This window comes from Mycolicibacterium sp. XJ879, assembly GCF_053483935.1.
This window is the reverse complement of the sequence record NZ_JBEFTH010000017.1, coordinates 13,392-39,694: the sequence shown is the minus strand read 5'-3', so window position 1 is coordinate 39,694 and position 26,303 is coordinate 13,392. Positions and strand designations below refer to the sequence as shown.

Genomic DNA, 26,303 nt, shown 5'->3' with positions numbered 1-26,303 from the left:
ATGTCGTCAACTTTCAGCGACATAACGTACGAGGTCGACGGGCACAAAGCGACGGTCACGTTGAACCGGCCCAACGCGCTCAACGCACTGAGCCCGCATATGATCACCGAGCTGCGCAACGCATACGACGAGGCCGAGAACGACGACAACATCTGGATCGTCATCGTGACGGGAACCGGGCGCGCCTTCTGCACGGGCGCCGACGTCGGCGAGATCCCCGAGGACGGGCGGGTGATCTACGAACGCCCGTACCTGTCGACCTACGACCAGTGGGAAGCACCGCAGGAAGGCACACCGCCGTTTCGCCGGATGGCCAAACCGGTGCTGACCGCCATCAACGGGCTGTGCTGCGGTGCGGGTTTGGACTGGATCACCACCGGCGACATCGCAATCGCTTCCGACAAGGCCACGTTCTTCGACCCCCATGTCAGCATCGGCCTGGTGGCAGCCCGCGAGATGGTCCGGTTGGCGCGCGTACTGCCCCGCAACATCGCGCTGCGGATGGCGCTGATGGGCAAGCACGAACGGATGAGCGCGCAACGCGCCTACGAACTGGGGATGATCAGCGAAGTCGTCGAACACGACCGGCTGCTCGTACGCGCCCACGAGATCGCCGACATAGTCAACTCCAATGCGCCGCTTGCCGTTAGAGGCACCCGGCTGGCCATCCACAAAACCCTGGATCTGCCGCTGCACGACGGCGAGATCCTCGCCGAGACGTTTCGCGAGCGGGTGGTGCGCACCGAGGACGCGCAGGAAGGGCCCAAGGCGTTCATGGAGAAGCGCGCCCCGGAGTGGAAATGCCGGTGACCCCCCGCGATTTCGAGACGATCCTGCTCGAGGTGGACCCCGCCGTCCACGTCGCGACCATCACGCTGAACCGGCCGGCGTCACTCAACGCATTCAACCGCACGATGTGCGACGAGATGGCCGAAGCCTGGCAGCTCGTCAAACTCGACGAGGCGGTCAACGCGGTGGTGCTGCGCGCCGCCGGTGACCGGGCGTTCAGCGCGGGCCTGGACATCAAGTCGTCCTACGGCCAGCCCGACAACGTGTGGCACCACGAGGATCCCGGCGAGAAGCTCAGCCCGAAGTGGCAGAAGATGTGGAAGCCCGTGGTGTGCGCGGTGCAGGGCATGTGCACGGCGGGCGCGTTCTACTTCGTCAACGAATCCGACGTGGTGATCTGCTCGCAGGACGCGACGTTCTTCGACTCCCACGTCAGCGCGGGGCTGGTGTGCGCGCTGGAACCGATCGGGCTGATGCGCCGGGTCGGCCTGGGTGAGACCCTGCGGATGGCGTTGACCGGCAACGACGAACGGGTCAGCGCCGACACCGCGTTGCGCATCGGGCTGGTGTCGGAAGTTGTTGCGGCCGAAGCACTGTGGGCACGCGCCCATGAGATCGCCGCGGGTATCGCGGCCAAGCCGCCGTCGGCCACCCAGGGCACCGTGAAGGCCATCTGGGAGTCGCTGGACAAACCGTACCGCGCGGCACTCGAGCAGAACCTCATCTACACCAGGCTGGGCAACCCGCTCGGAACGGCCGAACTCGCCGCCCGCGGTCGCGACACGACCGCACCGAGGATCCGATGAGCACCGATCATCCGCTGCGCCGGCGCATCTCGGCCGTGCTCGGGCTGCAACCGGATGCCTCCGCCATCGAGTACGACGGTCAGTGGTCCACCTGGAAGCAGGTCGGCGAACTGGCACAGCGCATCTCCGCGCTCGGCGTGCGGCACCGCCAGGTCGGCATCCTGCTGCGCAATACCCCGGCTCACGTCGCGGCCCTGCTCGGCGTGCTGCTGGGCGGCGGCACCGTCGTCGTCATCAACCCGTCGAGGGGAGATGACCGGGTCAGGGCCGACATCGACGATCTGCGGTTGCCGCTGATCGTCGGCTCCCCCGCCGACCTCGAGGCGCTGGTGGAGCCGACGGATTACACCACCACGGTGGGCATCACAGGGCTGGCTGATGCACTACAGATGTCTTCTGCACCTGCGAAATCCCAGGACACCGGGCGTGCCGGTGTCGCGGTGCGGATGTTGACCAGCGGCACCACCGGACCACCCAAACGCATCGACCTCACCCATGACATGTTGGCGTGCAGCGTGATCGGCACCGACTACGAGACCGCAGCGGCACCGACCGAGCTGCGACGCGGGGTGGCGATCGTCAACGCACCGCTGGTGCACATCGGCGGTGTGTACCGGGTCCTTCAGTGCGTCTGCGAGGCCCGCTCGTTCGCGCTGTTGGACCGATTCGAATTGGATCGGTGGGCCGATGCGGTGCGCCGGCATCGCCCGCGGGCGGTGTCGCTGGTGCCCGCCGCGTTGCGCACCGTCTTGCACTCGGATCTGAGCCGCGACGATCTGGCCAGCATCCGTGCGGTGACCTCGGGCACCGCGCCGCTGTCGGCCGAGGATGCCGACGCGTTCACCGCCAAGTTCGGCATCCCCGTGCTGACTTCCTATGCCGCAACCGAATTCGGCGGCGGGGTGGCCGGCTGGTCACTGGCGGACTACCAGCAGTACTGGACGGCGAAGCGGGGCAGCGTCGGCAGGGCCACGCTGGGAGCACAGTTGCGGGTGGTCGACGACGCAGGCGTGCCGTTGGGGCCCAACGAGCCCGGGCTGCTGGAGGTCAAACCGGGCCAACTCGGCCCGTCCGCGGACTGGATGCGCACCACCGACATGGCGCGCATCGACGGCGACGGCTTCCTATGGATCCTCGGGCGTGCCGATCAGGCGATCATCCGCGGCGGCTTCAAGGTGATGCCCGACGAGGTGCGCGCCGCGCTGGAAAGCCACCCCGCAGTGCACGCCGCCGCGGTCGTCGGTCGCCCCGACCCGCGGCTCGGCGAAACGCCAGTCGCCGTGGTCGAACTGCGTGAACACGTCGAGACCGCTGCGCTGATGGATCACCTGCGGACCAGGCTGGCGGGCTACGAGGTACCCGCCGATATCGCAGTCGTCGACCAGATCCCGCGCACGCCGTCCGGCAAAGCCGACCTGAACACGGTTCGGCAGTTCTTCACCGACTCGGTCGAGCATGCCTGAGACCACGGTCGACACGGTGCTGCGCGGTCAGGCCGCGCGCCGCGGCACCCACCCGTTGCTGATCTGCGATGACGACCGGCTCACGTACGCCGAGGCCGATACGCGGTCCGCCGAGTTGGCTCGCGGCCTGATCGCGTTGGGGGCAGGGAAGGGCACCCACGTCGGCGTGCTGTACCCGAACGGTTCGGCTTTCATGGTGGCGATGCTGGCGGCGGCACGTATCGGTGCGGTCGTGATTCCGTTCTCGACCTTTGCGACCGCTCCGGAGTTGCGGGGACAACTGGCCCATGCCGATGTCGAGATCCTGCTCAGCGCAGAGTCATACCGAAACCACGACTACCGTCAGCGACTCGACGGCCTCGTCGATGCCCTGCCGCTGTTGCGTCATGTTCTTTTCGACCTTGCGCCGCCCGACGCTGTCGGCGAGGCGCTGCTGACGGCGTTGGAGGACGACGTCGAGTCCTCAGATCTCCTGGCGATCGTGTACACCTCGGGCTCCACCAGCGTGCCGAAGGGTGTGATGCACACCCACGCGTCCCTGCTGGAGCACCAGAAGGTGCTCAACGAGTTCCGCGGGCTGACCGAGGGGGACAAGCTGTTCTGCATTTCGCCGTTCTTCTGGATCGGCGGGTTTGCGTTCGCGGTCCTGGCCACGATGCTGGCCGGGGCGACGCTGATCTGTTCCAACGCCACCGATGCCGCCGAGACACTTGATCTGATCGAAGCCGAAAAGCCGACGATTACCAACGGTTTCGTGGCCGGCATCGCTCCCTTGAGCCGTCATCCGAGCCTGCCGCACCGGGATCTGTCGTCGCTGCGGCGCGGTAACCTGTATCCGATCATGGCCCCGGAGGTGCGCCCGGCCGATCCCGAGTTGCGCCACTCCATGCTCGGCATGACCGAGTCCGGCAGTGTCATCACCATCAGCGCCGACGAGTCCGACCAACCGGAGCACCGGCGTGGGTCCTTCGGAAAACCGCTGCCCGGCTTCGACACCAAGATCGTCGATCCCGACACCGGCAACACCGTCGCCGCCGGCGACATCGGTGAACTGTGCATTCGCGGCCCGTATCTGATGCAGCGGTACTACAAGCGCAGCCGCGAAGAGTGCTTCGACGACGACGGCTGGTTCCACACCGGCGATCTCGTCCGCGTGGACCGTGACGGGTTCGCGTACTTCATCGGTCGCCACGGCGCGATGATCAAGACCGCGGGGGCGAACGTGGCACCGGCCGAAGTCGAACGGGCGATCGCGAGGGTCACCGGCGGAACAGTAGCGCACGTCGTCGGCATCCCCGATCCCGAGCGCGGACAACTGGTGGCCGCCGTCATCGCGCTCGACGACTCCGCCGCGGTATCCGATGAGCCCGCGCTGCGCGAGGCGTTGAAATCGCAACTGTCCGCGTACAAGATCCCGCGGCGGTTCGCCGCCCTGCCGGCTTCGCAGATCCCGGTGACGTCCAGCGGTAAGGTCGACATCGCCCGCCTGACAGAGGTATTCGATGCCTGACACAATCGACGCGCTGATCCGATGGCACGCCGACGCGCAACCGGCCAAACCGATGGTGATCGACCCCGACCGGAAGATGAGCTACGCCGAACTCGACACCGCCACTCGGGAACTGGCCGCAGCATTCTTCGAAGCCGGCGTCGGGAAGGGCACCCGCGTCGGGCTGATCATGCCCAACAGCGTCGAATGGGTGCGGGTCGCGATGGCGCTCACCCGGATCGGTGCGGTGCTGGTGCCGTTGAGCACGCTGCTGGCCGCGCCGGAGCTCGGTGCGCAACTGCACGTCGCCTCGGTGCAACACCTCGTCACGGTCGAGGAGTTCCGGGGGCACCGCTATCTCGATGATCTGTCGGCTGTGCGGGCGGATCTGCCTGCGCTGCAGGGGGTGTGGACGGTTTCTGAGCTGCCGTCGGGCGGAAACGTCGGCAAAATCGATGCGGTGACCGCGGCCGTCACACCCAGCGACCCGCTGGCGATCATGTTCACCTCGGGCAGCAGCGGGCCGCCCAAAGGCGTCATCCACTCGCACGGCAACGCGCTGCGGGCGGTGCGTTCGGGTCTGGTTGCGCGCTGTGTCGACGCCGACACCCGGTTGTATCTGCCGATGCCGTTCTTCTGGGTCGGCGGTTTCGGCAGCGGCATCCTGACCGCGTTGGCGGCGGGTGCGACGCTGGTCACCGAGCCGATCCCGCGCCCGGAAACCACCTTGCGGCTGTTGGAGCGCGAACGCGTCACCCTATTTCGGGGGTGGCCGGAGCAGGCCGAGGCGCTGGCACGGCAGTCGGGTTGGGTGGGCGCCGATCTGTCGACGTTGCGCCCCGGCAGCCTCGAAGCGCTGTTGCCGGCCGAACACCGCGCCGAGCCGGGCGCTCGAGCGAAGCTGCTCGGGATGACTGAGTCGTTCGGCCCGTATTGCGGCTATCGCGCCGACACCGACATGCCGCGCTCCGCATGGGGCAGTTGCGGAAAACCGTTCGAGGGCATGCAGGTACGGATCGTCGACCCTGACACCGGTGAGCCCGTTCCCGCGGGCACGATCGGGATGATCCAGATCCGCGGACCGCACGTGATGCGCGGGATCGTCCGACGCAGCCGCGAAGATGTGTTCACCGCCGACGGCTACTACCCCACCGGTGACCTCGCCCATCTCGACGACGACGGCTTCTTGTTCTTCCACGGCCGCTGCGATGACATGTTCAAGGTCAGCGGTGCGACGGTCTACCCCAGCGAGGTCGAACAAGCGCTACGCACCATCGACGGTGTCGACAATGCGTGCGTCACTGAAGTCTCTGGGGCCGTCGGCGCGATCGTCGTCGGCAACGTCACGGTCGATCGGCTACGTACTGCCGCGCGAGACCGGTTGAGCGCCTTCAAGGTTCCGTCCGTATGGTTGCTGGTCGACTCCGACGACGACATTCCACGCAAGGCCACCGGCAAGGTCGACGTCGCCCACGTGCGCGCGTTGCTCGCCGCGCAATAGCCGCCGCGCCGAGATCGACGCTTTGGCGGATGTCACCCGCATATTTCCGCCAAAACGTCCCTTTCGGCGGTGAAGAAGCGTCGCTACGTGATCACGCCGCGTTCGGTCAGGTGGTCGATCAGCGGCTCGGCGCCCGCCGCCAGGTGTTCCGACATCGCGGCGCGGGCCAGCTTCTCGTCGCGCTGCTCCAAGGCCGCCAGCACCCGTCGATGGTGTTGGTTTGACTGCTCCGGCCAGCCCGCGATCGTGGGGAACACCGACTCCGGCGCGTAACGGGTGATCTGCGACATCAACTGGGCCAGCTTCGGTGAATCGGCGGCCACGTTGATCGCCCGGTGAAACTCGTGGTTGAGGCGCACCACCGTCTCGTCGTCGTCACCGGCATAGGCCGCCTCGAGTTCGGTCTGGATCTTCTCCACGTCGCGCAGCTGCTCGACGCTGATGTTGGCCGCCGCCCGCGCCGCCAACTCACCCCCGATATAGGCCTGCACGTTCGACACGTCGGTCAGGTCACGGCCCGTCACCGGCAGTACCACGAAGCCGCGCCGAGGCTGTTGTGCGAGCAGGCCTTCGCCCTTCAGCTCCAGCAGCGCTTCACGCACCGGGGTGACGCTGATCCCCAGCTCCGCCGCGAGTTGGTCCAGCCGCACGTACTCACCCGCCGCATAGCTGCCGTCGAAGATCCGGCTACGCACGAACCGCGCGACGTCCTCGGCCAGCTGCGGGCGCGAGGCGAAATCCGGGGCGGACATGTCAGATCCGATAGTCCGCGAGCAGCCGCTTGCTGATGATGTTCTTCTGGATCTCGCTGGTGCCCTCACCGATGAGCAGGAACGGGGCGTCGCGCATCAGCCGCTCGATCTCGTATTCCTTGGAGTAGCCGTAACCCCCGTGGATGCGGAAGCTCTGTTCGGTCACCTCCGAACAGAACTCACTGGCCAGGTACTTGGCCATGCCCGCCGCCACGTCGTTGCGTTCACCGGAGTCCTTGAGCCGTGCGGCGTTGACCATCATAAGATGGGCGGCCTCCACTTTGGTTGCCATCTCGGCCAATTGGAAGGCCACCGCCTGGTGCTCGGCGATCGGCTTACCGAACGTCTGGCGCTGCTGGGCGTATCGCACCGCGAGCTCGAACGCGCGGATCCCCACCCCGCACGCGCGCGCCGAGACGTTGACCCGGCCCACCTCGATGCCGTCCATCATCTGCACGAACCCCTGCCCGGGCGCCCCGCCGAGGATGTCGTCGGCGTGTGCCAGGTAACCGTCGAAAATCATCTCGGTGGTGTCGATGCCTTTGTATCCCAGCTTGTCGATCTTGCCGGGAATAGTCAGGCCGGGAACGACTTCCCCGAACCCGACCGGCTTTTCGACCAGGAACGCCGTGAGGTTGCGGTGCGGTTTGTCGGCGCCCTCGTCGGTGCGCACCAGCACCGCGACCAGCGTCGAACTCGCACCGTTGGTCAGCCACATCTTCTGGCCGTCGATGGTGTAGTTGCCGTCGGCCGTTCGGGTGGCCCTGGTGCGGATCGCCGCGACGTCAGAACCCAGTTCGGGCTCTGACATCGAGAACGCGCCCCGCGTCTCGCCGGTGGCCATCCGGGGCAGAAAGCGCTGCTTCTGCGCGTCGGTGCCGTGCTGGCGCAGCATGTAGGCGACGATGAAATGCGTGTTGAGCACGCCGGAGACGCTCATCCAGCCGCGTGCGAGCTCTTCGACGCACAGCGCATAGGTCAGCAGCGACTCCCCCAGACCGCCGTACTCCTCCGGGATCATCAACCCGAACAGACCCATCTCCTTCAACTGGTCGACGATGGCCTGCGGGTAGGTGTCGGTGCCCTCCAACTCGGGCGCGTTCGGGATGACCTCTTTTTCGACGAACTGGCGCACGGTGGCCAGGATTTCGGTCTGCACCCCGGTCAGCCCGAGCGTCTGGGCGAGCTTGTTCATGCGGCCATCCTTTCGAACACGGCGGCCAGTCCTTGCCCGCCACCGATGCACATGGTTTCCAGGCCGTAACGAGCGTCGCGCCGGTTCATTTCGCGCGCCAGGGTGGCCAGCATCCGTCCTCCGGTCGCACCGACCGGATGGCCCAGCGAGATCCCGGAACCGTGCACGTTGGTGCGGCCGTGGTCGGCGGCGGTGAACTTCCACTCCCGCATCACGGCCAGGGCCTGGGCGGCGAACGCCTCGTTGAGCTCGATGAGGTCGATGTCGGAAAGCGTCAGCCCGGCCCTGCGCAGTGCGACGTCGGTGGCGGGCACCGGACCGATGCCCATGACGTTCGGCGCCACGCCGGCGGCCCCCCACGACACCAACCGCACCAGCGGGTTCAGCCCGAGCTCATCGGCGTTCTCCGGGGTGGTGACGATGCACATCGAGGCGGCGTCGTTCTGCCCGCTGGAGTTGCCTGCCGTCACCGTGGCATCCGGATCGTTCTTGACGAGAACAGGTTTGAGCTTGCTCAACGACTCCAGGGAGGTGTCGGCGCGGGGATGCTCGTCGGTGTCGATGACCTCGTCACCCGATCGGGTGCGCACGGTGACCGGCACGATCTCCTCGGCCAGGATGCCGCTCTGCTGCGCGGCCACCGCCCGCTGATGCGACGCCACCGCCAGCTCGTCCTGCTCCTGCCGGGAGATGTCGTATTCGCGCCGCAGGTTCTCGGCGGTCTCGAGCATGCCGCCGGGCACCGGGTAGTGCTGTCCGCCCGCGGTGGTGCGGCCGCGAGCCAGCCCGTCGTGCACCCGGACGCCGGACCGGGCTGCGCCCCAACGCATGTCGGTCGAGTAGAACGCGACGTGGCTCATGCTTTCGGCACCGCCGGCGACCACGACGTCGTTGTCGCCGTTGGCAACCTGCAGGCAGGCTTGGATGACGGCCTGCAGGCCCGAACCGCAGCGCCTGTCGACCTGCATGCCGGGCACGGTGACCGGAAGCCCGGCGTCCAGCGCCACCACCCGACCGATCGCAGGTGCCTCGCTATTGGGATAGCAGTGTCCGAGGATGACGTCTTCTATTGCACCAGGGCTGATTTCGGTGCGATCGAGCAGCCCCTTGAGCGCGATGACGCCGAGGTCGACGGCGGTCAGCGACATGAACATCCCGCCGTAGCGGCCGATCGGGGTGCGTACCGGTTCACAGATCACCGCCTCACGCATAGCTCACCTCTCCTTGCCTCGGCGCCCAAAGGGACCAAACGGGCGGGAAAGTGTGAGTAGATCCCGCCATTCCGGCTCATAGGTGCCGCCCGCCGGTGATCTCGAGAACGGTCCCGGTCATGTAGGACGACAGGTCACTGGCCAGAAACAGGGCGACCTTGGCCACCTCTTCCGGCTCGCCGGCACGGCCCATCGGCACCTCCGCCAGCTTCGAATCCCACGCCTTCTGCGGCATCGCCTCTGTCATCGCCGAGCGGATCAGCCCCGGCTGAATCGCATTGACCCGCACGCCGAGATGAGCGAGTTCCTTGGCGGCGGCCTTGGTCATCCCGACGATGCCGGCCTTGGCCGCCGAGTAGTTGGTCTGCCCGACCATGCCGACCTTGCCGGAGATCGACGACATGTTGACAATCGCGCCGCGCTTGTTCTCGCGCATGATCGGGGCCGCCGCCTTCAACCCGTTCCAGGTGCCTTTCAGGTGCACGGAGATGACCTGGTCGAACTGCTCCTCGGTCATCTTGCGCAGCGTCGCGTCGCGGGTGATTCCGGCGTTGTTGACCATGATGTCCAGCCCACCGAACCGCTGTACCGCGGTGTACACCAGCGCTTCGACGTCGGCGAGCTGGGTCACATCGCTGCGCACCGCCAGTGCGACGTCGTCGCCGCCCAGCTTCTTGGCCGCCGCTTCGGTGGCGGCGAGATCCAGGTCGCCGAGCACCACCCGTGCGCCCTCGGCGACGAACCGTTCCGCGATCGCCAAGCCGAGGCCCTGCGCACCGCCTGTGACGACCGCCGTCTGTCCGGTCAACAACGACACCTAGCTCACCCTCCTCGTTGGTCAGAGCCCGCAGCAGGGCCGAATCAATCACACATCATATTTCATATATGATCGGCCGAGCCATGGGCCTGCGGCGCCCGCCGAGCAGACGCAAAGTGGCGCGTTTCGCGCCGGATTCGTACGCTTTTGCGTCTGCTCGCGGTGGAGGCCCGCCCGCTCGCGAATCGAAGGGAAGCACCTGCCGATGACCGATGTCAGCGACGACGATTTCCGCGAGATCCTCGCTCAGACACGTCATTTCGTCCGTACCGCAGTTGTGCCGCGCGAACAGGAGATCCTCAGCGAGGATCGGGTGCCCGACGACCTGCGCGCGCAGGCCAAGAGGATGGGGCTGTTCGGCTACGCCATCCCCCAGCAGTGGGGCGGGCTGGGCCTGAACCTCGCCCAGGATGTCGAACTGGCGATGGAACTGGGCTATACGTCGCTGGCCCTGCGGTCGATGTTCGGCACCAACAACGGCATCGCCGGGCAGGTGCTGGTCGGCTTCGGCACCGACGAGCAGAAGGCCCGCTGGCTGGAGCCGATCGCCAGCGGCGACGTCGTCGCGTCGTTCGCCCTCACCGAGCCGGGCGCCGGGTCCAACCCGTCGGGGCTGCGCACCAAAGCCGTTCCGCAAGGCCCCGGAACCGACACGGACTGGATCATCACCGGCCAGAAGCGGTTCATCACCAACGCACCCACGGCCAACCTGTTCGTCGTCTTCGCCCGCACCCGCCCCGCCGACGACGACGGCCCCGGCATCGCGGTGTTCCTGGTGCCCGCCGCCAGCCAAGGCGTCCAGGTCGGCGCGAAGGACGCCAAGATGGGCCAGGAAGGCGCGTGGACGGCCGACGTGAGCTTCGACGACGTGCGCGTACCCGCCGAGGCGCTGGTGGGCGGCAGCGAGGACATCGGGTACCGCGCGGCGATGATCTCGTTGGCGCGTGGCCGCGTGCACATCGCCGCCCTCGCGGTCGGCGCCGCGCAGCGCGCCCTCGACGAATCGGTCGCCTACGCCGCCAACGCCACCCAGGGCGGCACGCCGATCGGCAACTTCCAACTGGTGCAGGCCATGATCGCCGACCAGCAGACCGGGGTGATGGCCGGACGCGCGTTGGTCCGCGACGCGGCGCGCAAGTGGGTCGACGACGAAGACCGCCGCGTCGCCCCGTCGGCGGCGAAACTGTTCTGCACCGAGATGGCAGGCCAGGTTGCCGATCTCGCCGTGCAGATCCACGGCGGCAGCGGCTACATGCGCGAAGTCGCCGTGGAGCGCATCTACCGCGACGTTCGGTTGCTGCGACTCTACGAGGGCACCAGTGAAATCCAGCGGCTCATCATCGGATCCAACCTCGTCAAGGCGGCACAGAAGGAGCGCGCATGAACGGACGACTCACCGGCAAGGTGGCGTTCATCACCGGTGCGGCCCGCGGACAGGGCCGCGCCCACGCCGTCCGGATGGCCAACGAGGGCGCCGACATCATCGCGGTCGACATCGCCGGGAAACTGCCGTCCTGCGTGCCCTACGACCATGCGACACCCGAAGACCTCGCCGAAACAACCCGCCTCGTCGAGGCAACCGGGCGACGGATCCTGGCCTCGCAGGTCGACATCCGCGACACCGAGGGCTTGAACCGCGCGGTTGCCGACGGTGCTGCCGCCTTGGGCCGCCTCGACATCATCGTCGCGAACGCCGGCATCTCTCCGCCCCAGGTGTGGAACGAGATCACCGTCGACGACTTTCGCGACGTCATGGACGTCAACGTCATCGGCACCTGGAACACCGTGATGGCCGGCGCGCAGAACATCATCGACGGCGACCGTGGCGGCTCGATCATCCTGATCAGTTCGGCTGCGGGAATCAAGCTGCAGCCGTTCATGATCCACTACACCGCCAGCAAGCACGCCGTCACCGGGATGGCCCGCGCGTTCGCGGCCGAACTCGGCAAGCACTCGATCCGCGTCAACAGCGTGCACCCCGGCCCGGTCAACACCGCGATGGGCTCCGGCGACATGATCGCGGCGATCGGACGGACGATGGAGACCAACCCGTCGCTGCAGAACATGATGACGCCGTTCCTGCCGACCTGGATCCTCGAACCCGAGGACGTCGCCGACGTGGTGTGCTGGCTGGCCACCGACGACTCGAAATATCTGACGGCGGCGGCCATCCCGGTCGACCAGGGGTCAACGCAGTACTGAGCTGCGCGTCAGCGGATATAGCGAACGATCGCCTCGGCCACAGCCGCCGGCTTCTCCGCGCCCTCGATCTCCACGGTCGTCGTCATGGTCGACTGCACGGCGCCGTCGAGTTGGTCGACCTTGGACAGCTCTGCGCGGGCGCGCACCTTCGCACCTACCTTGACCGGTGTGATGAAGCGAACCTTGTTGTAGCCGTAGTTGATCGCCATCGTGATGTTGCCGACGGTGTAGAGCTGGTGCATGAAGCGCGGCAGCAGCGACAGGGTCAGCAGCCCGTGCGCGATCGTGCCGCCGAACGGGCCGTCTGCGGCGCGCTCGGGGTCGACGTGGATCCATTGGTGATCGTCGGTGGCGTCAGCGAACAGGTTGACCCGCTTCTGGCTGATTTCCAGCCAATCCGTCGGACCCAGTTGGGCGCCTTCGGCCGCGACGAGCTCATCGAGGTCCTTGAACGTTCTCACTGCTTCTCCTTCGTCCCACTAGAAGATCACCGTCTGGTTGCCGTACCGGATGATGCGGTCCTCACAGTGCCATAGCACCGCGCGGGACAAAACAAGACGTTCCACATCGGCGCCGAGGCGCACGAGGTCGGCCACGCTGTGACGATGCCCCACGCGCACCACATCCTGCTCGATGATCGGCCCGTTATCGAGATCCTCGGTCACATAGTGCGCCGTCGCGCCGACCAGCTTGACCCCCCGTTCTTTCGCGCGCCGATAGGGTGCGGCGCCAATGAATGCGGGCAGGAATGAATGGTGGATATTGATGAGCGGACAACCCACCGCATCAATGAATCGCGGTGTGAGGATCTGCATATAGCGGGCGAGCACAACGAGGTCGACGTTGCCTCGCAACAGTTCGAGTTGGCGTTGTTCGGCCTCGTCGCGAGTATCTTTCGTTGCCGGCACATGCAGAAAGGGCACCGAGAAAGGCCTGACTTGATCGGCGAGGTCGGGATGATTTGAGATCACCATGACCACCGCCATGTCGAGTTCACCGCGACGGTTGCGCCAGAGCAGATCAAGTAAGCAGTGATCCTCCTTGGACGCCATGATTGCCACCCGTTTGGGCTTCGCCGCCTCGGTGAGCCGGAAATCCATATCGAACCTGGCGGCCACCTGGTTGGCGAAGTCCCGCTCGAGGGCATCGCGCGCGGCCGTGAGACCGGGAAGATGAAAGATCGTGCGTTGCATGAATATGCCGCCGGACTGTTCGGTCGCGTGCTGGTCGAGCGAGAGGATATTGGCGCCGGCATCGGTGAGGAATGCGCTCACCGCCGCGACCAGTCCCGGCCTGTCGGCACAGCGCAATAGCAACCTGCCGACGTCCTTGACCGGAAGAATGCCAGAGCCCGGCTCCGGATACTTCTCCTCCATCTGCCATAGCGTGTCATCTGCCCACGGTGAGCGCAGAAAAAGCTGGGCTACCAGTCGTGCCGGTTCCCTTCGGTTCGTCGACGTCGACCCCCAGCGGTGTACGTGGACGACCGGGACACAGGTCGGACCGGGTCAAGAACGATCATCGGGGAAAGGATGCCTCCACCGTCGGCGCCAATTCCCTGCTTTCACTCGACTTTCCGCCTTCAAAACGTCAAGAATCGGCTCGCTACCGGTGCGGTGAGCAAAATATCGGCGATATGAATGCCAACGGCCCTCTACCCCCTCAGTGAGTTCGCCACCACCGCTCGACCTCCCCAGCTACCTGCCAAAACAATGATTGCAAAGATAGCCGCCTGGTGCTCATCGGCCGGGGCGTCGACGAAGCTACTCCTGGGTATTCCCCGAACACGGGACAATATTTCTCCGCTAGCTGGTATTCGGGCGACTTGCAGCGAGATACTCAACATTGCATGCGGACATAACTATCCGACAAATCAGCGCCAACCACTGGTTGGTTGGCCGTCAAACGAAATGGACGACCATGACGATCTCGCCCGCCGACACCATCGACCCCATTGTCACGAGCCTGCAGGACAGCCCCAGCTGCTACGACCCGCAGACCGAGTGCACGGTCGTGTTCGCCGACCCGCGCGTCGAGCGCGAACTGTGGGAAGACTTCGTCCAGGGAGCCTGCAAAAGCTATACCAACCACGGGGTCGAGGTCGCTCTGGACATGGATGCTCTTCAGTCTGGGCGCGACACGATTCTGTTCGCGGCCTGCGTGAACGACGCCGGCCGCGTGGTCGGTGGCCTGCGCGCAAAAGGCCCCTACCAGTCGGCCGAGGAATGCCATGCCCTGCAGGAATGGAGCGGCCAACCCGGTTACGCCGCCGTGCGCAAAATGGTCGCCGACCGCCTGCCGTTCGGTGTCGTCGAGATGAAGACCGCATGGGTTACCGATGACCCCGACCGCAGCCGCCAGCTGACCAGCGCAATCTCGCGCACTCCCCTGCACGCCATGAACTTGCTCGACATCCAGTTCATCGTGGCCACGGCGGCCTCGTATGTGCTCAAACGTTGGTTGTCCTCCGGCGGCCAGTTGGCGACCAAGATCCCGCCGACGCCCTACCCCGATCGCCGTTACCAGACCAGGCTTGCGTGGTGGGACCGGCGCACATTTGCTAACCATGCTGACCCTCAGCAGCTTTCGCTGTTCATCGCCGAGCAACAACAGATGGCGCCGTGGCTTCATGAGGCAGTCGACCCGGTGGCTGCCAGAATGGCGCAATGACCGCAAGCACCGATGGTGCAGAACAATGCAACGCAGTAATCCTCAACGCTGACGAGCCGCTCCTCTCGCAATTGCGGGCCGACCCACGGGTCGATTTCGTCGACGCGGCACCCGCTCAGCTGAGGGCCCTGGACAGTCTGCGGCCACCGCCGGGCGCCGACGTGACCCGCGAACCGATCCGGTGGGCGTACTATCCTTGGCGCGCAAAGGTAGTCAGCGTGCTGGGTCCGCACGGCTTTCGACGGTTGCGGCTGGACCGGAACAGAAACCTGGTCACCGCAGCCGAACTCGACCGGCTCAGCCGGCTGCGTATCGGTGTCGTCGGCCTCAGCGTCGGCCATGCCATCGCGTATACCCTTGCTGCGCAGGGCTTCTGCGGGGAGCTTCGGCTTACCGACTTCGACGACCTCGAACTGTCCAACCTCAACCGCGTGCCCGCCACAGTGTTCGATTTGGGGCTGAACAAGGCGGTGGTGTGCGCCAGAAGGATCGCCGAACTCGACCCCTATCTGCGGGTGGTGGTGCAGACCTCCGGCATCACAACGGATTCCGTTGACGAGTTCATGGACAACGTTGACATCGTGCTCGAGGAGTGTGACTCGCTGGACGCCAAGGTGCTCGTCCGCGAAGCCGCACGGGCTAGAAAACTGCCGGTGTTGATGGCCACCTCCGACCGGTGTCTGCTCGACGTCGAGAGGTTTGACCTGGAACCCACCCGCCCGACACTGCATGGGCTGGTCGGCGACATGGACGCCGCCCAACTCAGGCACCTGGACGCCCGGGAGAAGGTTCCGTACTCGCTGCGGCTGGTCGACGCGACCCAGGTGTCCCCGCGCATGGCGGCATCGCTGATCGAGGTGGGCCAAACGCTGTCGACATGGCCGCAGATCGCGTCGGAGGTAGCGCTCAACACCGCCGCGGTCGCCGAGGCGGTCCGGCGCATCGGGCTGGGTGAGCCGCTTGCTTCCGGCAGGGTGCGAGTCGACGTCGCCGCGGCCCTCGACCGCATCGAAGAACCCCCGATCCCGCCGACCGATCGCCGGGTCGACGATCACATCGAAACGCCGGCGACGGCCGATGATGCGGTCCAAGCCGTGCTGGAGGCGGCCAACCGCGCACCGTCCGGGGGAAACGCACAGCCCTGGCGCATCTGGGCCCGCGGCCACACGGTGAAGATCGCCTTGGCGCCGGAGTATGCGACCACGATGGACGTCGGCCGTCGGGCAAGCGCCGTCGCGGTGGGGGCGGCCGCGTTCAACGCCCGTGTCGCTGCGGCAGCGCACGGGATGGTCGCCGCGGTCGCGTTCGAGCCTGATGATGAGCGCTATCCCCTGGTTGCGACGCTGGACCTCGCACCGGGCGGCGATCCGACGCTTGCCCCGCTCTACGAGGCCATGCTGCAGCGCGAGACAAACCGTTGTCAGGCCGGGCCGACGCCGGTCTCCCCCGACACCCTGGATCTTCTGGCCGCGGCCGCGCGGCGTGAGGGGGCCCGGCTCGCGATCCTCAACACGGCAGAACAGCTCGCTGCCGCCGCACGCATCCTCGCCGCCGCCGACCGCATCCGGTACCTGACACCGCGGTTGCACGCCGAGATGATCGCCGAGCTGCGCTGGCCCGGCGACCCCTCACCGGATACCGGCATCGACGTCCGCACCCTCGGGTTGCCGGAGAGCGAGCTGGTCATGCTCGATATCCTGCGCCGACCGGAGGTGATGGCTCACCTGGCCGCGTGGGACGGTGGCGCTGCGCTCGGCGACGACACCTACGACCGGGTCATCGGATGCGGTGCCCTCGGGGTGATCTCCTTCGAGGGCGCTGACCTGGTCGACTATGCGCGCGCCGGATCGGCCGTGGAGTCGGTGTGGGTCACCGCACAGCAGCACGGCCTTGGCGTCCAACCTGTTTCACCGGCGTTCCTCTACGCCGTCGACGCGCAGGACCGGCGGGGGCTGTCACCTGCGTACGCCGAGGAGCTTACTGACCTGCAATATGATTTTCGTATGGTCGCCGGCACCGATCCCGCAGAGTCACAGGCATTGGTACTCCGGCTCGCCCACGCACCGCGACCGGCGGTGCAGAGCCGCCGGCGCAGTGTGATGGCCCCTGGTACGGAGGTTTAGTGCCCCGGAGTTTGGAAGTCCTCGTCACGTCAGTCGCTACCGAGTTGATGGCGGTGAACGCCGCCACCCAGGTCGAGGTCAGCCAGCGGGTACTGGCCGACCTTGTCGACTACTTCGGCGTCGACGTCAGTTTCCTGCGCCGCAACGATCACCAGATCCGGGCTTCGGTGCTGGTCGCCGAGTGGCCGGTACGGCCGGGCATACCGGATCCGGACCCGTTGGCGGTGGTGTACTTCGACGATGCCGATCCGGTCTTCGCGCTCGCCGAACACCAGAAGGAACCGATTGTTTTTCGGCCTGAACCCTCCACCGACGAGTACCAGCACACGATCAACGAAGGCAGGCAGGTGCCGACCACCTCGATGGCGTGCGTTCCGCTGCTTTCAGGAAACATCACCAGCGGGGTGCTCGGCTTCGTCAAGTTCGGCGACCGCGACTGGACACCGGCAGAGCTCAACGCGCTGAAGGCGATCGCCTCGCTGTTCGCCCAGGTCCAGGCACGTATCGACGCCGAAGATCAACTGCGCTACCTGGCCGAGCACGACGACCTGACGGGGCTGTACAACCGCCGTGCGCTGTTGACGCACCTGGAGGCTCGCCTGCAGCCCGGGCAGCCCGGTCCCGTCGCGGTGTTGTTCTTCGACCTGGACCGGTTGAAGGCGATCAACGATTATCTCGGCCACACGGCAGGCGATTGGTTCATCAGAACGCTGGCAGAACGGCTCAAGGACTGCGCCGACGGCCCGAACCTCATCGCGCGACTCGGCGGTGACGAGTTCGTCGTGGTGCCCTCCGAACCGATGGATGCGGCCAGGGCGGGAACGTTGGCCCACCAGCTGAAATCGACGTTGCACGAACACGTGCCCGTCGACGGTGAGATGCTCACCCGCACCGTCAGTATCGGCGTGGCTGTCGGTGTTCCCGGCCGCGACACCACATCGGATCTGCTCGGACGCGCCGACCAGGCGGTGCTCAACGCCAAGAGTGCGGGCGGCAACCAGGTGGCGTTATTCACCGACGAGATGTCGCTTGACACCGAATTTCGCAACGACATCGAAATACACCTGCAAAGCCAGATCGAAGACGGCGCGCTTGTCCTGCACTACCTACCCGAGGTGGACATGCACACCGGCGAGATACTCGCCACCGAAGCGCTGGTCCGTTGGCAGCATCCGACCCGCGGACTGCTCGCACCCGACACGTTCATCGGCGTCGCGGAATCAATCAACCTCGCCGGGGAACTCGGACGCTGGGTCATGCACGCCGCCTGCGCCGAGTTCGCGAGGTGGCGCGCCAGCGGCATCGCGCACGACGTGCTACTGCGGATCAACGTATCGCCGGTGCAGTTGGTCACCGACGGCTTCGCCCAAACGGTCGCCGAGATCCTCGACGAGTTCCGCCTCGACGGCGCATCGGTGTGCCTGGAGATCACCGAAAGCGTTGTGGTGCAGGACATCGAGACCACCCGCATCACCCTGGCCGCATTGAAACAGGTCGGTGTGCGCCTCGCCATCGATGATTTCGGTACTGGCTACAGCGTGTTGACGCACCTCAAATCTCTGCCCGTCGACACGCTCAAGATCGACAAGAGCTTCGTGCGCGAATTGGGAGTCGACCCGGGCGACCTGGCCATCGTGCGCGCCATCATCGCGCTCGCCGACGCGTTTGGACTGGAGCTGGTCGCCGAGGGTGTCGAAACCGAAACCGCGGCATTGACGTTGCTGCAGCACGGATGTCACCGCGCCCAGGGGTTCTTGCTGTCGCGCCCGTTGCCCAGCGACGAGATGGCGTCGTTACTGGCCGACGGACGGATGCCCGTGCACTTTTCCGCAACGCCACTGGGGTGAACGGTCATGGGTGGCGTGCAGGTTGCGGCGCAACCGGCGGTTGGCCGGTTGGCAGGTAGGTGGGACCGGCTGACCGAAAGGTTCGGAGGTCAGCAACTCGACGCGGCCGAACCGGCTCGCGTGCTTGCTCACCAGGCACACCCTCAGCGCGGCGTCGCCGACCGGTAGCGGGCCCGAACCGCCCGAGCCCGGGCGGACGTCGTCTGCGGCGATTGTGACCCCGTGACGAGCACGAACGGCGAACGGACCCGCGGGTGTGAGGAACACCGCACCCACCACGGCACCTTCCTCGAACACGATGCGCTGCAGGACGCTGTCGGCATGCACCGCGATGCGCCGGTCGTGTGCCTGCGCCAGCAGCCAGTCATGCACCGATGCCCCGACATCGCCAGCAGCGGGTGTCATCGTCCCGATCTCCGCGACCGCGATCATGTCGCCGTCGCTGCTCTGCACTGTGCTCGAGTGCCAATCCGACACCCTCGAGTGCAGGTATCCGTACGGCGAGGCCAAACAGCGTGCCGCCCAGTCCCCGAGTCGGGCGCCGACGAACGGCGCGACGGTCCGGCCGGACGGTGCCGGCGCAGGCTCAGAAACCACCCGGATCGGCACGCCGAGGTCGTGGGCAGCCCGCGGCAGGGGGGTGAGATCCGACGACAGCGCCGTGAAGTAGTCGTTCGTTTCGGCGTCGGCGATGCCGAGGCCCAGCCAGGGCGATATCCCGTGGGCCGCCGACACTATCGCACTGTCGCGGGTCTCGACGCCCACAGCGGACCCGGCAACGAAAACGTCCCCGCCCACGTCGGACACCGCGATGGCGCTTGCCAGCCCAGCGGTTCCTGAGCCGGTGCACACCAGGTCGACTTCTTCATCCCAATTCACCGTTAATTACCCCAATATTGCTATCTGTGCTGGGTTCGCGCGGTACGCCAGCAACGGCCCCGACCGGTCGGCGATCAAAACAAAAGGTGATTGCGGAAAACCTGAATCCACCACGGCCGACGGGAAAACTTGCGCCGGTTTGCCCGAACGAACCTCGGCTACGGGATGCGACTCCCGCCCGTGAACGCTCGACGGACGTCGAGCGAGCAGTGGCGACCGCAATCGAGCCCAGCTGCGGACTGCACGCATTTGCGCAGGTCGCAACGGACCGCAAGTCATCACGACGTGTACTTTACATACTTTTTGGCTGTTATGGGCGCAAGAACATGACTTTGAGTTTTTAGCAACGTGTAGCCCTCGACAGGCGCGGGCCGTCCCGTCGCAGCGGGTCTGAGGCGGTGTCCCCTTAAGCTGCTGATTCGTGCGGGTGCCCCCTGTCACTGAAGTGACGCGGATGAAAGAATTACGCGGTTGAGAAATTTACGGCAAAGATTATTTACGATCGGACGGCGCTACCTACAGTGACCGAACAAGTCGACCGGCGCTCGGACAGCACGCGGCTGCAGATCATCCGCGCGGCGGCCCGACTCTTCGCCGAGCAGCCCTACAGCAGGGTCAGCCTCGACGACATCCTCGCCGATGCGTCAGTGACCAAGGGTGCGATGTACTTTCACTTCCGGTCCAAGCACGCGTTGGCCTCGGCGATCGTCGAACACCGCTCCGCGGAAGCCCGGACGTCGATCACCGGACTGTTGGCACAACGGCTTTCGGGGCTGGAGACGCTTATCGACATCTACTTCCAGATCGCCGTCGAGGACATCAGTGACGACGTGGCCCGGGCCGGGTTGAACCTGCTCGAATCAATTGGACAGGCCGACGACCTGAAGTTCCGAGTCCTCAACGAGTGGATCGATGCGATCGCTCGGATCATCAAGAAAGCCGTGGAACAGGGCGACGTGCGAAAAGACGCCGATGCGATGGGCGTCGCGCGTGTGTTGGTGTCGATGTACCTCGGCCTACGCCAGTGCAGCGACCTGGCCGACGCCGAACGTTTCCTGCGTGAACTCGAGGCGGCCTGGTCGCTGATGGTGCCGGGCATCGTCGTCGACGACCGCAGAACCTATGTCGTGGAGTTCATCAAGAGACGGACCGGTATCGCGATCAGGAAGGCCAAGCCCCTTCGCCGGTGATCTATGATTCGCGTCCAGGCGTAGCCAACCGGTGAGCCGCGGATCCGGGAGGTGCTTGGAGAGTGGTGCGCCAAGCCCGCTCTGAGGCGACTCGGCAGCGGATCATCGCATCCGCAGTGCAGTTGTTCAACGAGGTCGGTTATGACTCCACCGCGTTAGGCGACATCATCGAGCACGCCGGGCTGACCAAGGGTGCGCTGTACTACCACTTCGACTCGAAGCAATCCCTGGCCACTGCGATCATCGAAGAGGGCAACGCCATCCTGCTGCGCGCGTTCAGCAGCATTACCAAACTGTCGGCGCCGGCCCTGGAGCGCATCATTCACGGCTCGTTCTTCGTCGGTCACCTGATGCGCACCGACATGGTGGCACGCATCGGGCTTCATCTGCTTCAGGCCTTGGGAGAGTTCAACGAGGTCGCGGTGCAGCAATACGAGGGGTGGGTGCACAGCGTGTTGCTGAACGTGACCGAGGGAATCGAAGAGGGCGATGTGCGACCGGATCTGGACACGCGCTCCATCAGCGAAGCGATCATCGGCGCGATGATGGGCGCCGAACTGCTTTCCAGCGCCACGACTTCGGGAACGGATTTGCTTCCACGGATCGCCACGATGTGGGACGTGCTGCTACCCGGGATCGCCACCGCCGACTCGCTGCCCTACTTTCGCGAGTTCTTGGCAAGGGAGTCGATGCGGCGCACGGCGTCGTCCTAGCGCAGCCCTACAGTTCGGCGTACCACAGCCGTTCGGTGAGGTCCTGGAACGTGGCGAGGGCCACCGGGTCGTCGCCGCGCAGCAGCGCCGACTTGCTCATCCGCGCCCGCACGACTGAGCCGTCCTCGTGCAGCAGTTCGACGACGAGGTTGGCGTGGGCGCGCACCAGCGACACGGCCGACTCGTCGGTCGGCATGGTGTGGAAGACGTCGGGGAATTTCAGCGCCATGATGTCCTCAGGCGTTTGACCCAGCATGTCGCCGAAGGCCGCGTTGGCGAACAGGATCTCCCCGTCTTCGGCGATGGCCAGCACGGGTACCGGTAGACGTTCGAGCACGACCAGTGCGGGCAACTCCCGCAACAGTGCCATGGGTGACTGTGGGTCCTGACCGCCTCGGCGCCGTTCCATGCCCTGATTATTGCTGGCTTGAAGTAAACCGTCACCCGCGATGGAAGATACGGACCCGCACCCGCCCCACTTGATTAACTAGGTTTACCCTGTGGGGGCGCTCGGCAGACAGGGGATCGACGATGGACCTCAGATGGTCGGAGACCGACATTGCGTTTCGCGATGAGGTTCGGGCATTTCTCAAAGACAAGCTGACGCCGGAGCTACGTCGCGCCGGGAAGTTGATGACCAGTGTCTACGCCGACCACGAAGCGAGCATGGAGTGGCAGCAGATCCTGCACGAACGCGGCTGGGCGGCGCCGGCATGGCCGGTCGACTACGGCGGCTGCGACTGGAGCCTGACCCAGCACTACATCTTCAGCCGCGAATCCACGCTCGCCGGCGCGCCGTCCCTGTCGCCGATGGGTATCCGGATGGTGGCGCACGCCCTGATCGCGTTCGGCACCGACGAGCAGAAGGACTACTTTCTGCCGCGGATCCTGACCGGTGAGGTGTTCTTCTGTCAGGGCTACTCCGAACCGGAAGCGGGCTCGGATCTGGCGGCCTTGTCGATGGCTGCCGTGGACGACGGCGATGACCTCGTCTGCACGGGAAGCAAGATCTGGACCACCCACGCCCGCGAAGCCAACTGGATGTTCGCGTTGGTGCGGACGTCGAAGACGCAGAAAAAGCAGCAGGGCATCACGTTCGTGCTCATCGACATGACTTCGCCGGGCATTGAGGTCCGCCCGCTGGTGATGACATCGGGCGAAGAGGTGCAAAACCAGGTCTTCTTCGATGAGGTCCGGGTGCCCAAGAAGAACGTGCTGGGCAAGATCGACGACGGCTGGACGGTGGCCAAATACCTGCTGGAGTTCGAGCGCGGTGGCGGCGCCTCCTCCCCTGCCCTGCAGGTGATGGCCGACGAGATCGCCGGCGTGGCCGCCGATCAGCCGGCACCGGGCGGCGGCAAGCTGATCGACGATCCCGCGTTCGCCCGTAAGCTCGCCGACGCGCGGATCCGCACCGAGGTGCTGGAGATCCTCGAGTACCGGGTGCTGGCCACCGTCGCCGAAGGCAAGAACCCCGGCGTCGCCGCCTCGATGCTCAAGGTGCTGGCCACCGAATTGAGCCAGGCCATCACCGAACTCGCGATGGAGGCCGCCGGTCCCCGCGGCCGGGCCTACCAGCCTCACGGCACCTGTCCGGGCGGGCCGGTGTCGATGTTCGAGCCGCCACCGGACGGCTATCTCAGCGGTGAGCCGTGGCAGGCCGTCGCGCCGCTGCGCTACTTCAACGACCGGGCCGGCTCGATCTACGCCGGCAGCAACGAGATTCAGCGCAACATCCTCGCCAAAGCGGCACTCGGACTTTGATGAAGGGCTTGCTATGGATTTCAAGCTGAGCAAGGAACAGGAACTGCTGCGCGACGGCCTGGTCAAGTTCCTGTCGACGCGATACGACCTGGACAAGAGCCGGGCCGCGGCCAAGACAGGTCCCGGGTGGCAGCCGGAGATCTGGGCGGGTTTCGCCGACGAGTTGGGCATCCTGGGGGCGGCGTTACCCGAGGACGTCGGCGGCATCGGCGGCGGACCGGTCGAGATGATGGTGATTGCCGAGGCGCTGGGACAGTCGCTCGTGGTGGAGCCGTATGTCGACACCGTCGTGGTGGCTGGTGGGCTGTTGCGCCGCGCCGGCGGCGAGGTGGCGACCGCGCTGCTGGAGCGCGTCGTCGCCGGGACGGCCGTGGTGGCCTTGGCCGCCACCGAAGCCGAATCGGGTGACAACTGGCGTGGCGCGGCAACGCTCGCCGAGCCCGACGGTGACGACTGGGTGCTGCGGGGCGCCAAGATCGTCGCCGCCAGCGCGCCGTTGGCGTCGCACCTTCTGGTCACGGCGCGCACCACCAACGGAATCTCGCTGTTCGTCGTCGATCTCGCCGAGGCCGCCGGCGGCCTAACGGCCCAGCACTACCGGACCGTCGACGATCGCCGCGCGTCCGATCTGGTCTTCGACGGTCTACGGCTGGGGGGCACCGCGCTTCTCGGTGAGGAGGGCGGCGCAGCGGCGTCGTTGGAGCAGGCCCGCGACGAGGGCGCGGCGGCGGTGTGCGCCGAAGCCGTGGGCTGTATGCGAAAGGTGTTGGCGGACACCGTCGAATATGCCAAGCAGCGTCAGCAGTTCGGGCAGCCGATCGGCAGCTTCCAAGCGCTGCAGCATCGCATGGTCGACATGCATATGGAGCTCGAGCAGTCGGTGGCCGCTGCTTATCTGGCGATCCTCAACCTCGAAGCCGAGCCGGTCATGCGGGCGCGGGCGGTGTCGGCGGCGAAGGCCACGATCGGGCGGGCCGCGCGGTTGATCGGCCAGGAGGCCGTGCAGCTGCACGGCGGGATGGGCATGACCGAGGAGCTCGCGATCGGTCACTATTTCAAGCGGCTGACCGCCCTGCAGTACGAGTTCGGCTCGACCGATCACCATGTGTCGCGCTACGCCGCCCTGACCCGCTAGGCCTCGGCGCTCCCTCGCGGCGTGGGCCGCTAGACCCGCAGCTGCTGGTCGATGTAGGCGGTGACGACATCGGTCAGCGCCCGCAATTCGCGACCGACGTCGATCGGTTCGGAGACCGTCATCTTGGCCATCATCGCCCCCATCAGCGTGGTCCACATCAGGTTGCCCACGGCGTCGGCGTGCGCCTCGTCAAGACCTTCGGTGACGTAGCGGCCGAGCCGGGTCAGGGCGGAGAACAGCTCAGCGAGATGGCGTTGCTGCGCATCGGTGCGGCTCGTGCGGGTCGCGATCAGGATCTCAAGGGCGGCAACCGATGTGGGGCTCAAGAAGGCCTCTGCCACCGCATTGATCACCATCTCGGCGCGCTGCCGGCCGGCGTGCGCACCCAGCCGGGGTTGTAGGCCGGCCAGACAGGACTGCAACTGCGCGAACCCCTCGTCGACGACGGCCATCAGCAAGCCGTCGCGGTCGCCGAAATGGTACTGGATGACGCCCCACGTCACGCCGGCGCGCTCGGTGATGTGCTTGGCGCTCGCCGCGCCGAACCCCTCGTCGAGCACGCACCGAACGGTCTCGTCGACGACCATCGCGCGGGTGCGGTCCGCCCGTTGTTGCTTGCCGTTGGCGGGACGGCGCGGGGCAACGTTGCCCGCCCGGGTCGCGTCCACCGCTATTTCTTGAACCGCCCGGCGAAGCCGCGCAGAGGGACGTCGGCGCTGGTGAGAATCCCCGGCGGCGCGTCGATGACCGAGCGGATCGCGTGCAGCGCAGGCATACCGGTCACCGTCATGCCGATCGAGGCGAAGTTCGATGGATCGGACAGGTCCACACCGGGTTTCGGGAAAATCATGTGCTTGTTGTAGATGCACGGATCACCCTTGATGTGGGTGATGTAGCAGCCCTGGATGTCCCAGTGCGGATCGGTGTGCGGGGTCATCTGCCACTCCAGATGAGTCTCGACCCGCGGCACGCCGTCCACCATGCCCTGGTACTTGATGTAGTTGCCGCCCAGCGACCCCTTCGGCAGCTGGTACCAACCGAGGTCGACATCCTTTGTGCAAGCGCCTAACTCGTAGGAGAACTTGACCTCGTCGAGTTCGAGGTCGAAGCAGTCAGCCATCATCAGCACGCTGTCGGCGAAGACGCGGGTGTACTTCTCGAGCATGCCGGGGATCTCGGGATCGTCGACGGGCCTGCCATAGCCCACCTCGATCCAGGTGTCCTTCGAGTGATGACAGGACACGTCGACGGACTCGATCGTCGTGACGTTCTCGATCTCGGCGACGTCGGCCGAACACACCACACCCAGGATCTGGTTGAGGCCGGGGTTCATCCCGGTGCCGTAGAACGTCGAACCGCCCTTCTCACATGCCGCCTGCAGCAACTGCGACACCGGCTTACCCGACGGGTGCGGATGGTTGGTGTCGCGGTGCCAGCCGGTGATCCAGTCGGCGGTGGTGACGATGTCGATGCCCGCCTCGAGGACCTTGATGTACAAGTCTTCGTCCGGGAACACCCCGTGGAAGGTCAACACGTCGGGCTTGGCCGCGATGATCTCCTCGACCGTGCCGGTGGCGGTGACACCGACGTGGTCGATTCCAACAATGGCGCCGGCGTCGCGGCCGACCTTTTCGGCGGTGTAGCAATGCAATCCGACAAGCTCAAGATCGGAATGGGCGCCGATCCGCTTGATCATCTCGGTGCCGAGGTTGCCGGTGGCGACTTGGAAGACGCGAATTGGGCGTGGGCTCATGCGT

24 protein-coding genes are annotated in these 26,303 nt (G+C 66.0%); 14 read left to right on the top strand and 10 right to left on the bottom strand.

Annotated elements, in window-relative coordinates; genetic code table 11:
• Genes ABQF13_RS23850 through ABQF13_RS23830 form a run of 5 tightly spaced genes read left to right on the top strand, consistent with a single transcriptional unit; the run spans position 1 to position 6,048 of the window.
• Positions 1-810 carry an enoyl-CoA hydratase/isomerase family protein gene (locus tag ABQF13_RS23850; protein ID WP_448395273.1) on the top strand — a complete coding sequence of 270 codons (810 nt, stop codon included), beginning with the start codon at positions 1-3 and terminating at the stop codon, positions 808-810.
• Positions 801-1,595, top strand: a complete 795-nt coding sequence (locus ABQF13_RS23845; RefSeq protein ID WP_448395272.1) for an enoyl-CoA hydratase/isomerase family protein — start codon at positions 801-803, stop codon at positions 1,593-1,595. The genes ABQF13_RS23850 and ABQF13_RS23845 overlap by 10 nt, the downstream gene beginning before the upstream one ends.
• Positions 1,592-3,058: a class I adenylate-forming enzyme family protein gene (locus ABQF13_RS23840; RefSeq protein WP_448395271.1), complete on the top strand. Its 1,467-nt coding sequence runs from the start codon at positions 1,592-1,594 to the stop codon at positions 3,056-3,058. The genes ABQF13_RS23845 and ABQF13_RS23840 overlap by 4 nt, the downstream gene beginning before the upstream one ends.
• Positions 3,051-4,568, top strand: coding sequence for a class I adenylate-forming enzyme family protein (locus ABQF13_RS23835; RefSeq protein WP_448395270.1), 1,518 nt, complete (start codon positions 3,051-3,053; stop codon positions 4,566-4,568). The genes ABQF13_RS23840 and ABQF13_RS23835 overlap by 8 nt, the downstream gene beginning before the upstream one ends.
• On the top strand, positions 4,561-6,048 hold the full coding sequence (locus ABQF13_RS23830; protein WP_448395269.1) for a class I adenylate-forming enzyme family protein: 1,488 nt from the start codon (positions 4,561-4,563) through the stop codon (positions 6,046-6,048). Before ABQF13_RS23835 ends, ABQF13_RS23830 begins: the two co-directional genes overlap by 8 nt.
• A gap of 83 nt (positions 6,049-6,131) precedes the next feature.
• On the opposite strand, the gene ABQF13_RS23825 is transcribed toward ABQF13_RS23830, so the two are convergent.
• The 4 genes from ABQF13_RS23825 to fabG form a co-directional block, all read right to left on the bottom strand.
• Positions 6,132-6,800: a GntR family transcriptional regulator gene (locus tag ABQF13_RS23825; RefSeq protein WP_448395268.1), complete on the bottom strand. Its 669-nt coding sequence runs from the start codon at positions 6,798-6,800 to the stop codon at positions 6,132-6,134.
• 1 nt (position 6,801) lies between these two features.
• Complete coding sequence (locus ABQF13_RS23820; protein ID WP_448395267.1) at positions 6,802-7,995, bottom strand: acyl-CoA dehydrogenase family protein; 1,194 nt, start codon at positions 7,993-7,995, stop codon at positions 6,802-6,804.
• On the bottom strand, positions 7,992-9,206 hold the full coding sequence (locus ABQF13_RS23815) for an acetyl-CoA C-acetyltransferase (RefSeq protein WP_448395266.1): 1,215 nt from the start codon (positions 9,204-9,206) through the stop codon (positions 7,992-7,994). The genes ABQF13_RS23820 and ABQF13_RS23815 overlap by 4 nt, the downstream gene beginning before the upstream one ends.
• A 76-nt stretch (positions 9,207-9,282) precedes the next feature.
• Entirely contained in the window at positions 9,283-10,023 is a 741-nt protein-coding gene (gene fabG, locus ABQF13_RS23810) for a 3-oxoacyl-ACP reductase FabG (RefSeq protein ID WP_448395265.1), read from the bottom strand.
• A 205-nt stretch (positions 10,024-10,228) separates the two neighbouring features.
• Here fabG and ABQF13_RS23805 point away from each other — a divergent pair, with 205 nt between their 5' ends.
• Complete coding sequence (locus tag ABQF13_RS23805) at positions 10,229-11,407, top strand: acyl-CoA dehydrogenase family protein (RefSeq protein ID WP_448395264.1); 1,179 nt, start codon at positions 10,229-10,231, stop codon at positions 11,405-11,407.
• The gene (locus ABQF13_RS23800; protein WP_448395263.1) at positions 11,404-12,225 is read left to right on the top strand and encodes a mycofactocin-coupled SDR family oxidoreductase; all 822 of its coding nucleotides are present in this window, start codon (positions 11,404-11,406) and stop codon (positions 12,223-12,225) included. The genes ABQF13_RS23805 and ABQF13_RS23800 overlap by 4 nt, the downstream gene beginning before the upstream one ends.
• An 8-nt stretch (positions 12,226-12,233) precedes the next feature.
• Here the strand turns inward: ABQF13_RS23800 and ABQF13_RS23795 are convergent, their stop codons facing one another.
• On the bottom strand, positions 12,234-12,686 hold the full coding sequence (locus tag ABQF13_RS23795; RefSeq protein ID WP_448395262.1) for a MaoC family dehydratase: 453 nt from the start codon (positions 12,684-12,686) through the stop codon (positions 12,234-12,236).
• 18 nt (positions 12,687-12,704) lie between these two features.
• Positions 12,705-13,601, bottom strand: coding sequence for a formyltetrahydrofolate deformylase (gene purU, locus ABQF13_RS23790; RefSeq protein ID WP_448395261.1), 897 nt, complete (start codon positions 13,599-13,601; stop codon positions 12,705-12,707).
• Between the two features lie 544 nt (positions 13,602-14,145).
• Between purU and ABQF13_RS23785 the strand changes: the two genes are divergently transcribed.
• The 3 genes from ABQF13_RS23785 to ABQF13_RS23775 are packed head-to-tail and all read left to right on the top strand — an operon-like array spanning position 14,146 to position 18,865.
• Complete coding sequence (locus ABQF13_RS23785; protein WP_448395260.1) at positions 14,146-14,895, top strand: hypothetical protein; 750 nt, start codon at positions 14,146-14,148, stop codon at positions 14,893-14,895.
• Positions 14,892-17,018, top strand: a complete 2,127-nt coding sequence (locus ABQF13_RS23780; RefSeq protein WP_448395259.1) for an Rv1355c family protein — start codon at positions 14,892-14,894, stop codon at positions 17,016-17,018. Before ABQF13_RS23785 ends, ABQF13_RS23780 begins: the two co-directional genes overlap by 4 nt.
• Before the next feature lie 47 nt (positions 17,019-17,065).
• Positions 17,066-18,865: a putative bifunctional diguanylate cyclase/phosphodiesterase gene (locus ABQF13_RS23775; protein ID WP_448395311.1), complete on the top strand. Its 1,800-nt coding sequence runs from the start codon at positions 17,066-17,068 to the stop codon at positions 18,863-18,865.
• Here the strand turns inward: ABQF13_RS23775 and ABQF13_RS23770 are convergent.
• A complete protein-coding gene (locus ABQF13_RS23770; RefSeq protein ID WP_448395258.1) occupies positions 18,812-19,744 on the bottom strand; it encodes an FAD-dependent oxidoreductase in 933 nt (310 codons plus the stop codon). The genes ABQF13_RS23775 and ABQF13_RS23770 overlap by 54 nt on opposite strands.
• Positions 19,745-20,265: 521 nt before the next feature.
• Between ABQF13_RS23770 and ABQF13_RS23765 the strand changes: the two genes are divergently transcribed.
• Complete coding sequence (locus tag ABQF13_RS23765) at positions 20,266-20,934, top strand: TetR family transcriptional regulator (RefSeq protein WP_448395257.1); 669 nt, start codon at positions 20,266-20,268, stop codon at positions 20,932-20,934.
• A gap of 62 nt (positions 20,935-20,996) precedes the next feature.
• The gene (locus ABQF13_RS23760) at positions 20,997-21,647 is read left to right on the top strand and encodes a ScbR family autoregulator-binding transcription factor (RefSeq protein WP_448395256.1); all 651 of its coding nucleotides are present in this window, start codon (positions 20,997-20,999) and stop codon (positions 21,645-21,647) included.
• Positions 21,648-21,654: 7 nt separating this feature from the next.
• Here the strand turns inward: ABQF13_RS23760 and ABQF13_RS23755 are convergent, their stop codons facing one another.
• Positions 21,655-22,017: a PAS domain-containing protein gene (locus tag ABQF13_RS23755; RefSeq protein WP_448395310.1), complete on the bottom strand. Its 363-nt coding sequence runs from the start codon at positions 22,015-22,017 to the stop codon at positions 21,655-21,657.
• 161 nt (positions 22,018-22,178) lie between these two features.
• Here ABQF13_RS23755 and ABQF13_RS23750 point away from each other — a divergent pair, with 161 nt between their 5' ends.
• Both ABQF13_RS23750 and ABQF13_RS23745 read left to right on the top strand, forming a co-directional pair.
• A complete protein-coding gene (locus tag ABQF13_RS23750; RefSeq protein WP_448395255.1) occupies positions 22,179-23,411 on the top strand; it encodes an acyl-CoA dehydrogenase family protein in 1,233 nt (410 codons plus the stop codon).
• A 13-nt stretch (positions 23,412-23,424) separates the two neighbouring features.
• Entirely contained in the window at positions 23,425-24,546 is a 1,122-nt protein-coding gene (locus tag ABQF13_RS23745) for an acyl-CoA dehydrogenase family protein (protein ID WP_448395254.1), read from the top strand.
• Between the two features lie 29 nt (positions 24,547-24,575).
• Here ABQF13_RS23745 and ABQF13_RS23740 read toward each other — a convergent pair whose 3' ends face one another.
• The gene (locus ABQF13_RS23740; RefSeq protein ID WP_448395253.1) at positions 24,576-25,214 is read right to left on the bottom strand and encodes a TetR/AcrR family transcriptional regulator; all 639 of its coding nucleotides are present in this window, start codon (positions 25,212-25,214) and stop codon (positions 24,576-24,578) included.
• Between the two features lie 2 nt (positions 25,215-25,216).
• On the bottom strand, positions 25,217-26,299 hold the full coding sequence (locus tag ABQF13_RS23735; protein WP_448395252.1) for an NAD(P)H-dependent amine dehydrogenase family protein: 1,083 nt from the start codon (positions 26,297-26,299) through the stop codon (positions 25,217-25,219).
• Positions 26,300-26,303 lie beyond the last annotated feature (4 nt).

Coding starts and splice junctions, on each gene's coding strand:
- ABQF13_RS23800 (WP_448395263.1), top strand. CDS start 11,404: ATGAACGGACGACTCACCGGCAAGGTGGCGTTCATCACCGGTGCGGCC.
- ABQF13_RS23820 (WP_448395267.1), bottom strand. CDS start 7,995: ATGAACAAGCTCGCCCAGACGCTCGGGCTGACCGGGGTGCAGACCGAA.
- ABQF13_RS23825 (WP_448395268.1), bottom strand. CDS start 6,800: ATGTCCGCCCCGGATTTCGCCTCGCGCCCGCAGCTGGCCGAGGACGTC.
- ABQF13_RS23845 (WP_448395272.1), top strand. CDS start 801: ATGCCGGTGACCCCCCGCGATTTCGAGACGATCCTGCTCGAGGTGGAC.
- ABQF13_RS23785 (WP_448395260.1), top strand. CDS start 14,146: ATGACGATCTCGCCCGCCGACACCATCGACCCCATTGTCACGAGCCTG.
- purU (WP_448395261.1), bottom strand. CDS start 13,601: ATGGAGGAGAAGTATCCGGAGCCGGGCTCTGGCATTCTTCCGGTCAAG.
- ABQF13_RS23750 (WP_448395255.1), top strand. CDS start 22,179: ATGGACCTCAGATGGTCGGAGACCGACATTGCGTTTCGCGATGAGGTT.
- ABQF13_RS23780 (WP_448395259.1), top strand. CDS start 14,892: ATGACCGCAAGCACCGATGGTGCAGAACAATGCAACGCAGTAATCCTC.
- ABQF13_RS23835 (WP_448395270.1), top strand. CDS start 3,051: ATGCCTGAGACCACGGTCGACACGGTGCTGCGCGGTCAGGCCGCGCGC.
- ABQF13_RS23815 (WP_448395266.1), bottom strand. CDS start 9,206: ATGCGTGAGGCGGTGATCTGTGAACCGGTACGCACCCCGATCGGCCGC.
- ABQF13_RS23805 (WP_448395264.1), top strand. CDS start 10,229: ATGACCGATGTCAGCGACGACGATTTCCGCGAGATCCTCGCTCAGACA.
- ABQF13_RS23775 (WP_448395311.1), top strand. CDS start 17,066: ATGGCGGTGAACGCCGCCACCCAGGTCGAGGTCAGCCAGCGGGTACTG.
- ABQF13_RS23830 (WP_448395269.1), top strand. CDS start 4,561: ATGCCTGACACAATCGACGCGCTGATCCGATGGCACGCCGACGCGCAA.
- ABQF13_RS23735 (WP_448395252.1), bottom strand. CDS start 26,299: ATGAGCCCACGCCCAATTCGCGTCTTCCAAGTCGCCACCGGCAACCTC.
- ABQF13_RS23850 (WP_448395273.1), top strand. CDS start 1: ATGTCGTCAACTTTCAGCGACATAACGTACGAGGTCGACGGGCACAAA.
- ABQF13_RS23840 (WP_448395271.1), top strand. CDS start 1,592: ATGAGCACCGATCATCCGCTGCGCCGGCGCATCTCGGCCGTGCTCGGG.
- ABQF13_RS23755 (WP_448395310.1), bottom strand. CDS start 22,017: ATGGCACTGTTGCGGGAGTTGCCCGCACTGGTCGTGCTCGAACGTCTA.
- ABQF13_RS23745 (WP_448395254.1), top strand. CDS start 23,425: ATGGATTTCAAGCTGAGCAAGGAACAGGAACTGCTGCGCGACGGCCTG.